At 52.5% G+C, this 14438-nt stretch carries 17 protein-coding genes; 11 read left to right on the forward strand and 6 right to left on the reverse strand.

Translation table 11 applies throughout. The features are described 5' to 3' along the window. Positions 1–160: 160 nt before the first annotated feature. The 6 genes from J7395_RS15670 (at position 161) to J7395_RS15695 (ending at position 4466) form a co-directional block, all read left to right on the forward strand. On the forward strand, positions 161–946 hold the full coding sequence (locus tag J7395_RS15670) for a DUF4198 domain-containing protein (RefSeq protein WP_209222270.1): 786 nt from the start codon (positions 161–163) through the stop codon (positions 944–946). A 208-nt stretch (positions 947–1154) separates the two neighbouring features. After that, entirely contained in the window at positions 1155–1778 is a 624-nt protein-coding gene (gene cbiM / locus J7395_RS15675; protein WP_209222272.1) for a cobalt transporter CbiM, read from the forward strand. Between the two features lie 3 nt (positions 1779–1781). After that, positions 1782–2450, forward strand: coding sequence for a hypothetical protein (locus tag J7395_RS15680; protein WP_209222274.1), 669 nt, complete (start codon positions 1782–1784; stop codon positions 2448–2450). After that, a complete protein-coding gene (gene cbiQ, locus J7395_RS15685; protein WP_097050311.1) occupies positions 2447–3223 on the forward strand; it encodes a cobalt ECF transporter T component CbiQ in 777 nt (258 codons plus the stop codon). The genes J7395_RS15680 and cbiQ overlap by 4 nt, the downstream gene beginning before the upstream one ends. Then, on the forward strand, positions 3205–3864 hold the full coding sequence (locus J7395_RS15690; protein ID WP_209222276.1) for an ABC transporter ATP-binding protein: 660 nt from the start codon (positions 3205–3207) through the stop codon (positions 3862–3864). Before cbiQ ends, J7395_RS15690 begins: the two co-directional genes overlap by 19 nt. A gap of 59 nt (positions 3865–3923) precedes the next feature. Further along, complete coding sequence (locus J7395_RS15695; protein WP_209222278.1) at positions 3924–4466, forward strand: DUF924 family protein; 543 nt, start codon at positions 3924–3926, stop codon at positions 4464–4466. A gap of 68 nt (positions 4467–4534) precedes the next feature. Here the strand turns inward: J7395_RS15695 and J7395_RS15700 are convergent, their stop codons facing one another. Then, complete coding sequence (locus J7395_RS15700) at positions 4535–5599, reverse strand: glycosyl transferase family protein (protein WP_062949015.1); 1065 nt, start codon at positions 5597–5599, stop codon at positions 4535–4537. 21 nt (positions 5600–5620) lie between these two features. Continuing rightward, positions 5621–6394 carry a peroxide stress protein YaaA gene (yaaA, locus tag J7395_RS15705; RefSeq protein ID WP_085644805.1) on the reverse strand — a complete coding sequence of 258 codons (774 nt, stop codon included), beginning with the start codon at positions 6392–6394 and terminating at the stop codon, positions 5621–5623. 197 nt (positions 6395–6591) lie between these two features. Between yaaA and J7395_RS15710 the strand changes: the two genes are divergently transcribed. After that, positions 6592–6912, forward strand: coding sequence for a peptidylprolyl isomerase (locus J7395_RS15710; protein WP_062949019.1), 321 nt, complete (start codon positions 6592–6594; stop codon positions 6910–6912). Between the two features lie 79 nt (positions 6913–6991). Here J7395_RS15710 and J7395_RS15715 read toward each other — a convergent pair whose 3' ends face one another. The 3 genes from J7395_RS15715 to J7395_RS15725 form a co-directional block, all read right to left on the reverse strand. After that, positions 6992–7342, reverse strand: coding sequence for a DUF1491 family protein (locus J7395_RS15715; protein WP_062959991.1), 351 nt, complete (start codon positions 7340–7342; stop codon positions 6992–6994). After that, complete coding sequence (locus J7395_RS15720) at positions 7342–8136, reverse strand: peptidoglycan DD-metalloendopeptidase family protein (protein WP_209222280.1); 795 nt, start codon at positions 8134–8136, stop codon at positions 7342–7344. The genes J7395_RS15715 and J7395_RS15720 overlap by 1 nt, the downstream gene beginning before the upstream one ends. Positions 8137–8224: 88 nt before the next feature. Then, positions 8225–8710, reverse strand: a complete 486-nt coding sequence (locus tag J7395_RS15725) for a hypothetical protein (RefSeq protein WP_062949025.1) — start codon at positions 8708–8710, stop codon at positions 8225–8227. A 216-nt stretch (positions 8711–8926) separates the two neighbouring features. Between J7395_RS15725 and J7395_RS15730 the strand changes: the two genes are divergently transcribed. Continuing rightward, positions 8927–9604, forward strand: a complete 678-nt coding sequence (locus J7395_RS15730) for a DUF599 domain-containing protein (RefSeq protein WP_062949376.1) — start codon at positions 8927–8929, stop codon at positions 9602–9604. 50 nt (positions 9605–9654) lie between these two features. Here the strand turns inward: J7395_RS15730 and J7395_RS15735 are convergent, their stop codons facing one another. Beyond that, a complete protein-coding gene (locus J7395_RS15735) occupies positions 9655–10842 on the reverse strand; it encodes an MFS transporter (RefSeq protein ID WP_209222282.1) in 1188 nt (395 codons plus the stop codon). Positions 10843–11227: 385 nt separating this feature from the next. Here J7395_RS15735 and thrS point away from each other — a divergent pair, with 385 nt between their 5' ends. The 3 genes from thrS (at position 11228) to J7395_RS15750 (ending at position 14363) form a co-directional block, all read left to right on the forward strand. Then, complete coding sequence (gene thrS, locus J7395_RS15740) at positions 11228–13165, forward strand: threonine--tRNA ligase (protein WP_209222284.1); 1938 nt, start codon at positions 11228–11230, stop codon at positions 13163–13165. 237 nt (positions 13166–13402) lie between these two features. Beyond that, positions 13403–13864: a tetratricopeptide repeat protein gene (locus J7395_RS15745; protein WP_209222286.1), complete on the forward strand. Its 462-nt coding sequence runs from the start codon at positions 13403–13405 to the stop codon at positions 13862–13864. Positions 13865–13976: 112 nt separating this feature from the next. After that, positions 13977–14363 carry a hypothetical protein gene (locus J7395_RS15750; RefSeq protein ID WP_247742204.1) on the forward strand — a complete coding sequence of 129 codons (387 nt, stop codon included), beginning with the start codon at positions 13977–13979 and terminating at the stop codon, positions 14361–14363. Positions 14364–14438 lie beyond the last annotated feature (75 nt).

The following is a 14438-nucleotide window of genomic DNA, read 5'->3' on the forward strand; positions in this document are numbered from 1 at the left end:
CATCTGACCATATCGAAACCGGCCCTCCTCGCCGGTTTCGATACACTTTAGGAAATCATACGTTTTAAAATATTTTATGAAATATTTCATTTCAATGGATTGACCCGGCAAATCGGTCGCCATAGGCTACGGCATCATTTCAGCATCACAGGACAGAAAGATGTCGTTTCCTTTTCGGTTTATCACGACCATGGGTTTTTCATTTGGGTTGCTGATCAGTGCACAACATGATGCGCAGGCCCACTTCCAGAAGATGATCCCGTCAACCAATGTGGTGACACAGGAAACCGGGCGCGATGTTGACGTCGATCTGACCTTTACCCATCCAATGACAAACGGCCCGGCAATGGAAATGGCCCGCCCGGTTCAATTTGGCATTCAAACCAACGGCAAGAAAACAGACCTTGGCGACAGTCTGGTGGCAAAGACGGTCGATGACAAAGCGGCCTTTGACGCAACAATCAGCATTGATCGCCCCGGCGGATATGCCCTTTATGTCGAACCGGTTCCTTATTTCGAACCGTCCGAGGGCAAATACATCATCCAATACACCAAAACGATCATTGATGCGTTTGGTGCAGGCGAAGAATGGAATCAGATGGTCGGCTTCCCGGTCGAAATAGAGCCCCTGACGCGCCCCTATGGCATCTGGACCGGCAATGTCTTTAGTGGGATCGTTCGACACAATGGTGAACCGGTACCGTTTGCCGAGGTCGAGATTGAATATGCTAATGATGGCAGTATCACGCTGCCGAACGACAGTTTTTCAACACAGGTCATCAAGGCCGATGGCAATGGTGTTTTCACCTATGCCATGCCACGTGACGGTTGGTGGGCGTTTGCCGCCCTGATCGAAGATGGCACGATGGCCGCCCCCGGATCGAACGATCAGGTTCCGGTCGAACGCGGCGGTGTCATCTGGGTCAAAACCAACGCGATGGACTGATGCTACCGACCAGACGCACAGCATCGTCATACTTATTTATAAAAAATATGAAACCTGCTTGACTTCGCGACAGCGAAATCGCTACGCTTTTCAGGCAGGTTTCATCGCCTGTCTGCCCCACCGGAATAAAATCAATGCGCCGTTCCATCCGTTTGCACGCCCGCCTGCAAGCCGATGGGTTGCAAATACGCTTTACAGGGATTTGACCATGCACATCGTCGACGGAGCCCTATCGAGTGAAGTCGTTGTCACTGGTGCGGTTTTGGCTGTTGCCGGCATCGGCTACGGGCTTCGCAAAATCGATATTGATGCGATGCCCCGCGTGGCGATGATGAGTGCCGTCTTCTTCGTTGCCTCCCTGATCCATGTTCCCGTCGGGCCAAGCAGTGCGCATCTGATTGTCAATGGTTTGGCTGGCTTGATGCTGGGCTGGTCCGTTTTCCCGGCGATATTCATCGGACTGTTGTTGCAGGCAGTTTTCTTTGGTTTCGGCGGCATTACGGTTCTGGGTGTCAATACAGTCAATATAGCCCTGCCCGCCGTTTTGATGTGGTGGCTGGTTTCACCGTTTCTGGCACGTGCCGAAGGCAAATTGGTCCTGCTGGCGGGTTTTGTTGCCGGGTCCGGTGCTATTGCCCTTTCAAGCATGATGGTCGGCCTGTCACTTGCCGCCAGCGGACAGGAATTTGTTCCGACGGCAAAGCTTGTCGTCATGAGCCACATCCCGGTTATGGTGGTTGAAGGTATCCTCACCGCAGCAGCCGTTCATCTCGTCAAGAAAGTCCGTCCGGTCATGCTGGCCCCCGCCGGTTCGCTTCGAAGCGTTGCCTGATAGATGCCCCGATTTCCCGCTTTATATGCAATTGCAGTTCTGATCGGCACGCTGTTCACATCCGTCAATGCACAGGCACACAGCCTGCACGTTTTTGCGATGGGAAACGGTGACGTCATCGACGGCTATGCCTATTTCGGGGGGGGCGCCCGGCCGCAAGATGCAGAAATCCAACTTCTCGATGATACAGGCCGCGTTGTCTTTGCCGGAAAGACAGATGATCAGGGCGAATTCAAACTTCGCGTCAGTCACCGGCAGGATTATGTCATCGAAGCCAATTCCGGTGATGGCCATATCGCCAGCTTCAAAATCAATGGTGATGAGCTTTCCGATCAATTGCCGTCAGGTAATGAAGACATTAATATCGATGTCAGCCAGATTGACACGGCCTCGTCCGTCCAAAGCAAAAAAACACGCCCGTCATCGACAACCATTGCCAGGGCCACTTCTGACGCGATAGTCACCCTTTCACGGGACGAGTTGGACAGCCTGATTGACGCTGCTGTATCCCGCCATGTCCGGCCCCTGCGCGAGCAGTTGGTTGCCTATGAGGACAAGGTCCGATTTTCCGACCTTCTGGGTGGCATCGGTGTCATCGTCGGAATATTCGGGGCCTTTGCTTGGTTTCAGGCCGTAAAATCACGCCCCCGTCAGCAGAATAAAAAACCATGATCGGGGCGACAAATGTCCTTGTACCGTCACGATCCAGTTCGATTCTGTCGCGAATTGATCCACGATTTCGTTTACTTGCTGCTCTCGCGCTCATCATAACTGCGGTCAGTTTTTCAAGCTGGCAACCATTGGCAATGCTGGTTCTGATCGCTGCCATCATTACCGGCTTTGCCAAACCCGACTGGCCCAGAACGCTTAAAATGGTTTTGGCCATGGATGGCTTTATCCTTGTGATGCTGATCATGTTGCCCTTTACCGTTCCCGGTCAGGTGATGTTCACCTTTTGGGATTTTGACGCCAGTTATCAGGGGTTGTTTCAGGCCATCCTGATCGCGCTTAAGGCAAATGCGGCGATCCTTGTTCTGATTGCACTGGTGGGCGGAATGGATGCAATCCTTCTGGGGCGGGGTTTGCAGGGAATTTACATTCCGGCAAAGCTGGTGACGCTTTTCATGTTCACCGTTCGCTATATCGATCTTTTGCGGCGGGAATATCTGCGCCTGCGTCTTGCCATGCGGGCACGCGCCTTTGTCGCGCGCAACAATCGCCATAGCTGGCGCAGTTTTGGGTATTTACTGGGGATGCTGCTGGTACGCGGCCATGATCGTTCGGAACGCATTCTTTGGGCGATGAAATGTCGTGCGTATCACGGTCATATGCATTTCGGCTCCTTGCCCCGGTTAAGCCCGCAGGATTATCTGTTTGCGGCGGCGACCATTCTTCTCATCGGTACTTTGATCGGGCTGGAGGTCGCATGTCCGGCGCTGAGCTGATCACTGTCAAAAACCTGCATTTCACCTTTTCCTCCGGGCGCAAGGTATTGAATGGTGTCAACCTGTCCCTGCACACTGGTGAAAGACTGGCACTGCTGGGCGCTAATGGTGCTGGCAAAAGCAGCCTGCTGCATTGTCTGATGGGTTTGGTCCCGGTGGAGAACGGCGAGATCGCCATTCTTGGGTCAAGATGCGAAACAGAAGCCGAATTCCGCGCCGTCCGCGGCAGGATCGGATTGCTGTTTCAGGATTCCGATGATCAGCTTTTCTGCCCGACAGTTCTTGAAGACGTGATGTTTGGCCCGCTCAACCTTGGTCAATCACGTGAAGATGCTCGAAAAATTGCTCTGCAAACGCTATCAGATCTGGGGCTGGACGGATTTGAAAACCGGATCACCTATCAGCTTTCCGGTGGTGAAAAGCGACTGGTGGCGCTTGCGACCGTGCTAGCGATGTCGCCCGAAATTCTGCTGCTTGACGAACCAACCAACGGGCTTGATGCCGATGTCGAAAAACGTCTGATCGAAATTCTGCGGTCCCTGCCGCAGGCAATGCTGATCATTTCACATGATCGGCTGTTTCTTGATCAGGTCGCGACGCGTTCAGTCCGCCTTCAGGACGGCGTCATATCCCAAGCCTGACTTGCTGGCGCCTACATGCTCGCCTATGCTGCGCCAACATCAAAAAACGGGAAGCCCTCATGAAACCTGAATCCATCCTCGTTTTCTGGCTCAAGGAACTAGAACCCAAACAATGGTTTGAAAAAGATATCACGCTTGATCGTCATATCACTGAACGCTTTGCCGATTTTCATGCTGCCGCGGCAGCCGGGGAGCTATATGGCTGGCGAAAAACCGCACATGGCCGACTGGCAGAAATCATCATTCTGGATCAGTTTTCACGCAATATCTATCGCGACAAACCCGGTGCGTTTGCCTGCGATACGATGGCACTTGTTCTGGCCCAGGAAGCCGTTGCCCAGGGGTTTGACATGAAATTAACCAAACCCGCCGAAAAATGCTTTCTCTATATGCCTTATATGCATTCGGAATCAGAAGCGATCCACGAAGTTGCACTAAAGCTGTTTGACCAGCCGGGTCTGGAAAACAATCACGACTATGAAATCAGGCACAAACAGATCATTGATCGTTTTGGGCGTTACCCCCATCGCAATGCAATCCTTGGCCGGGAATCCACTCTCGAAGAAACAGCGTTCCTGAAGGAACCGAATTCTTCGTTCTGAACATCAAAAAGGGGATGGCGTTGACCATCCCCTTTTGTGTTTTGATTTTCACCTGCAGGCCGTCACGGTTACCCGATCTTGCGATCACGCTTCTCCCACCAGCCTTCGACCAATGCCTCAGCCTCGTCCATGTAGTCGGCTTTACCGGCTAGGAACGCACCCATTGCTGCACTGCCTTTGATGCGCGCGATGGCAGCACTGTCTTCGACCTCGCCACGCCAGACGGCCAGAAAATGCTGCAAGGTCACCGGGCTGTTATCTTCGTCGTCCTTTTCGGTCCGCGACAGAAGAGCGGGCCAGCGAACATCACTAAGCTCGCCATTATCAAGCATACGCAGATCAACATGCTTGAACGGTGTACGTTCCGCCTCGCCGCCACCGCCCTTGATTACACCAATACGCGGCAATTCCAGAAGCTTGCCGGTTTCCCGGTGGACATCAAGAAACGCCGGATGGAATACACCGAGAAACGCCGCACGCGCCTGCAACGGGTTAAGCAGACGCAGCAAGGTGTTGACCGGGCTGCGCAGGCCGAGCAACGGCCGCAAACCAATCAATTCCTGAAGTTTCGGGTGAATATGGCGCAACGGCAAATAGGCAAAGCCCTTGGATGCGATATCGGAACGTGCTTCATCTGCAGACATTGCCAGCGGCAGCTTCAGGGCCTTGACTGCGGCCTCAGTACCGACGCCGTTGGTCAGATGCGAGTTATAACCATGCATCAGAACCGGTATGCCATTGCGCGACAGCAACATCGCCGACAGCACGAACCACGGCAAGCCACGCGAACGCCCTGCTGCATAGGATGGCCAATCCAGCATAGGATGACATTTTTCCGGCACCAGGCTTTCGTCATCAAGTTCAAGACGGGCAGCCTTGCGCACGGCTTCGATCATGCCAGCCAGTTCATCGGGCGTTTCCGCCCGATAACGCAGCATCAAAAGAAACGCGCCCAACTGGATCGGCTCAACCTCGTCACGCAGGATCATTGAAAAGGCGTCAAATGCCTCTTCACGCGTCAGGCTGCGTGAACGCCCCGGCCCACGGAAAAAGGTCCGCAGATATCCGGAAAACGGATGAGATTCCGGCAGATGATTGTCATCTTCAAGCTGCTCGAGATGATCGTCGGTCATACGATCGCACCTGTTCTGTTATCAGTCATGTTCGCGTGTAAAGACCCACTCGTTATCATTCGACTGGTCTTTTTGATAGCGATAACCCTCCACATCGAACGATTTAAGGTCTTCGGGCTTTTCCAGACGATTGTCGATCATGTAGCGCGCCATTGTGCCACGTGCACGTTTGGCCGAGAAGCCAATGACCTTGCCAACACCGGCTTTGACTTCCTTGAAGACCGGCGTGATCACCGGACCGTCAAGTACATCCTTTTTCACCGACTTGAAATATTCATGCGACGCCAGATTGATCAGGCTGCGGTTCTTGTGATCAGCGGTGATCGCATTGAGCTGTTTGGCAATCTTGTCCCCCCAGAAGGCATAAAGATCCTTGCCGCGCGGGTTCGAAAGCCGCGTTCCCATTTCAAGACGGTAGGGCTGCATCAAATCACGCGGCTTTAAAAGCCCGTAAAGGCCCGAAAGCATCCGAAAATGGTTTTCAGCCCAATCGATATCCTTTTGGCCCATCGTGTCAGCATCAAGTCCGACATAGGTATCACCACGGAACGCGTAAATTGCCGGTTTGGCGTTTGTGCGATCAAAAGGACGTGAAAAATGGGCAAACCGCTGATAGTTCAGATCAGCTAGATTTTCGCTGATGCCCATCAGCTTCATCAGGTCGCTGCGACTTTTTTTACGCGCAACTTCAACAAGTTCTTCGGTGTCGTCGAGAAATTGCGGTTCTGAAACGACCATTTCAGGTGCATCGGTTTCGAAATCAAGTTTCTTTGCCGGAGAAACAACAGCAAGCATTAAAACGCCTCTTCTCTTTCATCTCTGATCATTTTGTCGTAACAAGCCACAAGGCATGGAGAAAGTCTAGGGCCCAAGCCCATGTACACGTGAATATACGCCTGCACATCGGTTTGGACCCTTTGCCTTCTCCATAAACTTCTAATCTTGCAGAAAATCCGCGGTGTGCAAGCCGCCCGCGGAAGAAAGGACGAGTTATGAGTGAACAAGTTCGCGCATCGCACATTCTTCTGATGTATGCCGGTTCGGCACGCTCCAGTGCAACCCGCACCAAGGAAGAAGCGCTTACCGAAATCAACGCACTCAAAGACCAGATTGCCAATGGTGCCGACTTCGCTGAAGTCGCCAAAACAAACTCTGACTGCCCGTCTGGTCAGCAGGGTGGCGATCTTGGCTTCTTTGGCCGCGGCATGATGGTTCCGGAATTTGATGCGGCTGCCTTCAACATGGAAGTCGGCACCACGTCCGACGTGGTTGAAACCGATTTCGGTTACCACCTGCTGCAGCGTACCGCCTGATTAGCGTTCGCTGGAAAAATAAAGGGCCTGCAATTATTTGCGGGCCCTTTTTGATTTTGTACTTACGAATTTTGATCCATCAGAAATCAACCAGCGGCGCATCCAGTTCGTATTCGCCCTTGTGATCCTCCACCTCAAGCACCCAGACATCGCGATCAAATTTCACCTGCTTGCGCCAGTATTCGTCACAGGTAAATTCCGTTTCGCGCCCGCCATCCGGTCCCCCTGCCACCTGCATCCAGCCCATATCGCCATCAAGTGTCGTGACACGCGAATAGACATAGCATCCGGCCGCAAAACGATTGAGCTTCAGCAGAACCGCACCGGCATCTTCATTGCCCTTGTGCGCGACCATTGCCGTAATCAGCTTTGACTGACAGATGGCAATCTGCCCGCGCACCCAGATACCAGCCTTAAGTCGCGGCTGCATTACTGGCCACTCCGGTTTGCGGTCACATTTTCCGGCATTTGCAGGATCAGGTTGGCATTGGGACAGATACTTTCCCAGATACCCCATTCCGATGGCTTGGCCGCCCCGAAATAATCGCCCTTTTTGTCCAGCATATCGAAAATGATCTGGAAATGCAGATGCGGGATCCAGTCACCATTGATCGGGAAATCACCAAAGGTGCACAGCAGATGGTCTTTTTCGACCGGCTGGCCGACATACAATCCGTCAAGCGACTCACGGCTGAGGTGACCATACAACGTGTAAAAAGTCACACCCGGTTCCGGATTGTGTTCAAGGATGATGGTCGGTCCGTAATCAAGGTGAAGATTGTTGTCATTAAAGCTGTGCACGACGCCATCAAGCGGGACATAGACAGGCGTTCCCGCCGGGGCGAACAGATCAATCCCCAGATGCTGGCTTCGGGCCTCGCCATCATTTTTGAACTGTTCCGATTGATAGCATATCCGGTCTTCGCGATAACGCCCGATACCGACCGGCGCATTGGCATCGGCCATCTGCCGCCACATGATTTCGGTCTGCCGGGCCGGATCGCTGGTGCCGCCAATCACGACATCCCCGTTACGTGAAAAGTCATAGACGATTTTCGGACAGCTTTTCAGATCGCAATCCATGATCGCGGCAAAATCGGCCTGATGGTCAATGATCCACTGCCGAAGACGCGGCGCATCTTCCATCGGTTCCTGCCCGTTTGCGTGGCGATCGATATAGGATTGAAACCGCGCAGATGCGCTGTCTACGGTGGTTATGGTCACAGCGGTGGCTCCGACAAAGAAAAAGGCAGGATGAAAACATCCTGCCTTTGCCTACATGATATTTCGCCACAAGAGCAAGCACCAAGACTTACCAGTTGGTGACTTCGTACTCGCACGCGACATCGTCATCATCGGTATCGGTCAGTGCCACCGTCAGGCGACGCATCTGCGGATTAAAGCGTTTAACGAAGTTCAAAAGCACCAGCGCTTCTTCCGAAAGTTCGCCGGCATCTTCATCGTCTTCGTCAAGTTCGCAAAGCTCGACCAGTTCAAGGAACAGGGCCGCCAGCGCACGTTTGACATCTTCGCCGCCTTTAAGGCCGCCGGTCAGTTCGCCAAGCGGGCCCAGATCCACATCAAGCTTGCGAAGCGTCTTGCTCATCTGGTCGATGGCATCTTCGTCCAGAACCATCTCGGCCGCGATCATATGCGTGCCGACTTCGTTGATGTTCAGGAAGCCGATAAATTCGAACAAATCGTCCTTGTTACGGCCTTCGGCCAGAAGCTGTTCGGTATGCGCTTCGAATTCTTCGAAGTCTATGTCTTCGCCAAGATCGTTTTCGAGGTCGCTCATGTCGCTCTCCAGTGAAAATTTGCGCCGCTCATACTCTGTATCGGTGAAAAACACAACCCGCACCGGGTCATCAGAGATCAGACATGCATGGATCACAGATCGGAATGGATACAGGAAACATTAAAGCCGATTGCGAACAAACATGTATCCTCAGTAGGATGGCATCACCAATCAATGTGTTTTATGGCCGAAACGATTTCAAAGACGGATCACATTATGCCCGAATTTACGTTACTCGACATCGCCGCTGTCAGTTGGGCATTCATCTGGTGGGTGGGCTATACCATATTCGCCGATGCAAGTTCGCGACGACGCAATTCGATTTCGGCCCATATGGCGCGCAATCGCCATCGCTGGATGGAACAGATGCTTCAACGCAATCTGCGTATGGTCGATACCTCCATCGCGGGCAACCTGATCACTGGTATCAGCTTTTTTTCCTCGACCACCATTCTGGTGCTGATTGGTCTGATCGCACTTCTTGGCTACACCGAAAAGGCAATCCAAACGGTATCCGCCCTGCCCTTTGCCGTTGAAACCACGGCGGCAGTCTGGGAATGCAAGGTCGTTCTGCTGGTTCTGATCTTTATCTACGCCTTCTTCAAATTCACATGGGCGTTTCGCCTGTCGAACTATTGTTCGATCCTGATTGGTGCAGCCCCGGACCCGAGCGCACCGGATGCGGCAAAGGCCGCCGCCCGGGCATCGCGCATGAGCATGATGTCGGCCCATAACTTCAATCGTGGCATTCGTGCATATTTCTTTGCGCTATCAGCGCTTGCCTGGTTCTATCACCCGGTCGCCTTTATCATCGGGGCCGCATGGGTTACGCTGGTTCTTTACAATCGCGAATTCCGATCCCATGCACTTGATATTCTCGCAGGGCATCACTGAAACGAAAAAGGCCGCATCAAGCGGCCTTTTTGTTTACAGTCCTCTTATCATCAGGCGTGCTGGCGACGGTGACGCAATGCATAACCGGCAAGAACCAGCATCACCAATCCAACCGGCAGTGCAGCAGAATACAGCAAGGTTGCCCAACCGGCCCCAGCATAGATCGAACCGGCGGACAATGACGCAACAGCAACCGTCCCGAACACGACAAATTCGTTGATCGCCTGCACGCGGGCCTGCTCGGCCGGACGATAGTTTTCCGTAAGGAACGTGGTGGCACCGACAAACATAAAGTTCCATCCGACCCCAAGCAGCACAAGAGATGGCCAGAAGTTGCCGATCAGGTCCTCGCCCGCCAGACCGAATGCCAGACAGATCAGATTGAGCACGGCACCGACCTGAATGATGGTAAGCGCGCCAAAACGGCGGATCAGGTTGCCGGTAAAGAAGCCGGGCGCATACATGCCCACCACATGCCACTGAATGATGAACGCGGCATCGCCAAATTCGTAATTGCAATCAAGGATCGCAAGCGGTGTTGCGGTCATAACAAAGCTCATGACCGCATAACCAAGCGCCCCCGCAATCATTGCGATGATCACTGCAGGTTGTCCTATCACCATTTTAAGCGGGCGCGCAGGTTCATCATGCTTAGTGCCGCGCATATCCGGCAAGCGCAACTGGCCAATTGCAAGAACCAGCAGAAATTGCAATCCGATCAGAGCCATGAAAGTCCCCAGGAACGGAACCGTTTCGAACCAGTTGCGTGCAAAACTTGCCAGATTTGGTCCGACAAAAGCGGCAGCAAGCCCGCCCAGCATGGTCAGTGAAATTGCCCGCGAACGGAACTCTGGCGGGGCGGCCTCTGCGGCAGCGAAACGATATTGCATGGCGATGGCATTGGCAGACCCGATACAGGCACAAGCCACACACAAAAGCCAGAAACTGCCAAAATAAACCGTCCCCATGCCGGAAACAGCACCCAGCATCCCGATCACCGATCCGATCCAAAACCCAACCCGCCGACCGAACTTGTTCATCATCAACGCGGACGGGGCGGTCGTTGCCATCATCGCGATCATGGTGAAGGCAACAGGCAATGTTGACAGTGACTTGTCCGGCGCCAGCGAATAACCGATCACGGCGGCAACGGTAAACAGCAGCGACATCGCACTTGCTGACAACGCAACGCATAAACTTAAAAACAGAATGTTTCGACGCACTTCGGGGCTGGACATGCGGGGCTTACCTTATGAGGCTTTGGCGTGGTGGCGCCGTTTCAATCTGGTATTTTGGCAAAGTACAAGAACAAGGAACTGCTGTAAAATCTTAACCGGGTTACGGCTTGCCCTGCTCTTTTTTGATGCTATATTGGCTTCTCAATTAACGGGATAGCATCAATGCACGGCATGGCCGACAAGAAATTGATGGAATGCACAATCACTGCACGTCTTTTTGGCGTCGCGGTTTTTTGCGCTGCTTCCCCAGTCGCTTTTTTCAAAGAGCGAACTTGACCTCATCCTGAAATTCCTTTTCTTGTGCCTAAAGCCCGCGTAAACATGCGGGTTTGAAAAATGCGCACATGACATTTATGCCCGCAGATAAAGCAGAGTTGAGCCAGACATGATTGCCCTCACCCTTCCGGACGGCGCCGTACGCGAATTTGACGGTCCTGTATCGGGTTTCGATGTTGCCAAAAGCATCAGTCCCTCGCTGGCAAAGAAATCCTTTGCCATCATCGTTAACGGCGAATTGCGCGACCTGTCGCGCGAAATCGACACTGATGCCGCCATCGAAATCGTGACCAAGGGGCACAAGGAAGTTCTGCCGCTGATCCGGCATGACTGCGCCCATGTCATGGCCGAAGCGGTTCAGGAATTGTACCCGGACACGCAGGTCACAATTGGCCCATCCATCGAAAACGGTTTCTATTACGACTTCGCCCGCAAGACGCCCTTTACGCCAGACGATCTGATCAAGATCGAAAAGCAGATGCACAAGATCATCGAACGTAACGAGAAAATCGAACGCGAAGTATGGGATCGTAACGAGGCTATCAAGTTCTTCCTCGAAAAGGGTGAAGACTACAAAGCCGAGATCATCCGAGATCTGCCAGAAACCGAAACGATCACCTGCTATCGCCAGGGCAATTTCATTGACCTGTGCCGTGGCCCGCATGCCCCGTCGACCGGCAAGATTGGCAAGGCCTTCAAACTGATGAAGGTTGCAGGTGCTTATTGGCGTGGCAACTCGGATAACGAGATGCTGCAGCGTATCTATGGCACCTGCTGGGAAACGCAGGAAGACCTTGATGCCTACCTACACATGCTTGAAGAAGCCGAAAAGCGTGACCATCGTCGCCTTGGTCGCGAAATGGACCTCTTCCACATGCAGGAAGAAGCCCAAGGTTCGGTTTTCTGGCACGACAAAGGCCTGAAACTGTATCGCAAGGTCGAAACCTATATCCGTGAACGTCTTGATGCCGAAGGCTATCAGGAAGTCCGCACGCCGCAGCTTGTCGACCGTATCCTTTGGGAAAAATCCGGCCACTGGGAAAAGTTCCGCGAGAACATGTTCACCACGACCCCGGATGAAGACGATCCCGAAAAAGTTCTGGCTCTCAAGCCGATGAACTGCCCGTGCCACGTGCAGATTTTCCGTATGGGCAGTAAATCCTATCGTGACCTGCCGCTGCGTATGGCGGAGTTCGGCTGTTGCCATCGTAACGAGCCATCCGGCGGGCTGCATGGTATTATGCGAGTGCGCCAGTTCATTCAGGATGACGCGCATATCTTCTGTACCGAAGACCAGATTGTCTCGGAAACCAAGATTTTCTGTGATCTTCTGAAATCGGTTTACAAGGATTTCGGGTTTACCGACATCCTCGTCAAATTCTCGGACCGCCCGGAAGTCCGTGCCGGTTCCGATGAAATCTGGGACAAGGCCGAAACAGCCCTTCGCGAAGCTGCTGAAGAAGCCGGTCTGACGCTTGAAATCAACCCGGGTGAAGGCGCGTTTTACGGGCCGAAGCTTGAGTTCGTTCTGCGTGATGCGATTGGCCGTGACTGGCAGTGTGGAACTCTTCAGGCCGACTTCGTCCTGCCGGAACGTCTTGATGCGTCCTATATGGGTGAAGACGGTGAAAAGCATCGTCCGGTCATGCTGCACCGTGCGATCCTTGGCTCGCTTGAACGCTTCATCGGCATTCTGATCGAAAACTATGCCGGTCGCCTGCCGCTTTGGCTGTCGCCTGTTCATGCGGTGATCTGCTCGATCACCAACGAAGCAGATAGCTACGCGGAAGAAGTGAAAAAAACACTTCAAGCCAAAGGCTTGAACGTTGAACTTGACCTTCGCAACGAAAAGATCAGCTACAAGGTTCGCGAACACAGCCATGCGAAAATCCCACTGATCCTCGCCCTTGGCAAACGCGAGGCAGAGGAAAAAACAGCATCGGTCCGTCGCCTTGGTTTCCAGCATCAGAAAACCATGGGGATCGACGAACTGGCTGAAGCCATGGCAACCGAAATCCGTGATCGCGTGATTGAGGCCGACTTCTGATTGACTGATCGACGCTAAAACAGCAAAGGCCCGCAATGTTTACTGCGGGCCTTTTTTGTTTCCCGAAACCACAGATTTCACCGACACTCCCCGGGTCTTCATATATTTCAGTATTTTCCGATTTAACGCTTTCACCAACTCGTGACTGCACTTAATGCAAAGTTGTGCTAAATCCGAAACTGAAACCGCGTCCCCAACGTATCTGATGCATGTGTTTTCTTGAAAAAGGTAGCGACAATGAATTCCAAAGGTAAAATCCGTCATTTTGTTGCATCGCTGGCGATGACGCTTGCATTGGGCACCGTATCCTCCGCGGCCTTGGCAATGGGTAGCGGCAGCAGTTGGGGCAGTGACACTCCCGATTTGTCGGAAGTCGTTAAAATGATTGATTCGGGCAAATACGACACAGCAATTGCAAGCCTTGAAGGCATGCTCGAAGATGATCCGAAAAATGCCGATCTTCTGAATTACCTTGCTTATAGCCAGCGCAAGTCAGGCGACTATGATAGCGCAGCCCAAAACTACGAACGTGCCCTGATGATCAACCCGGAACACAAGGGTGCATTGGAATATCAGGGAGAACTTTTCCTCCAGACCGGAAAACCGGATATGGCGCGCGAAAACCTTGCCCGACTGGAAAAAGTTTGTGGCATGGATTGCGATGAATACAAAGAACTCGCCACCAAAATCTCGCAATAAGTTTATCCGGCAAAAAACCTTAAAAAACTATTCGTTCGGATAGCTTTGCAATAAGCGCATTTGTCGCCATGTATTACCCCTGTTTGGGTAATACATGGAACTGGGCTTGGTCATGTCTGACGCTGTCATGCGTAAAAGTTATACTGTAGTTGTTGTACGCAGCACCGGACAGCAAATGGATTTGGAAACGCTTTCGGATTATCAAAGCGCAATCAATTCCGCAAAAAATGCATTAACCAACAACAACAATACCGAAGTCCGTGTCGTCGAAAGCAAATATGACGACGCTACAAAGCGCGATAAGAAGCAGGTCGTGAAAATCCTTACCCGTCAGGAAAGTGGTGCAGGTAATGGCGGAACGGCAAAATCACGTTCAAAGAACTCCGGCGTCAGCCACGACGTTGCCAACCAGTTTAGTAAGGGCATCGTCAATATCGTCCTTGCAATTACGGTTCTGGTTCTCCTTGCCGGGATTATCGTTCCATTAATGAACCGCTGATATCCTGATTACACAGCTAATCCTGTCTAAAAAAAGATACCCCGCCAAAACGCGGGGCTAAATCGATCATCTGTT

This window comes from Thalassospira sp. A3_1 (assembly GCF_017744215.1).
Lineage (GTDB): Bacteria > Pseudomonadota > Alphaproteobacteria > Rhodospirillales > Thalassospiraceae > Thalassospira > Thalassospira lucentensis_A.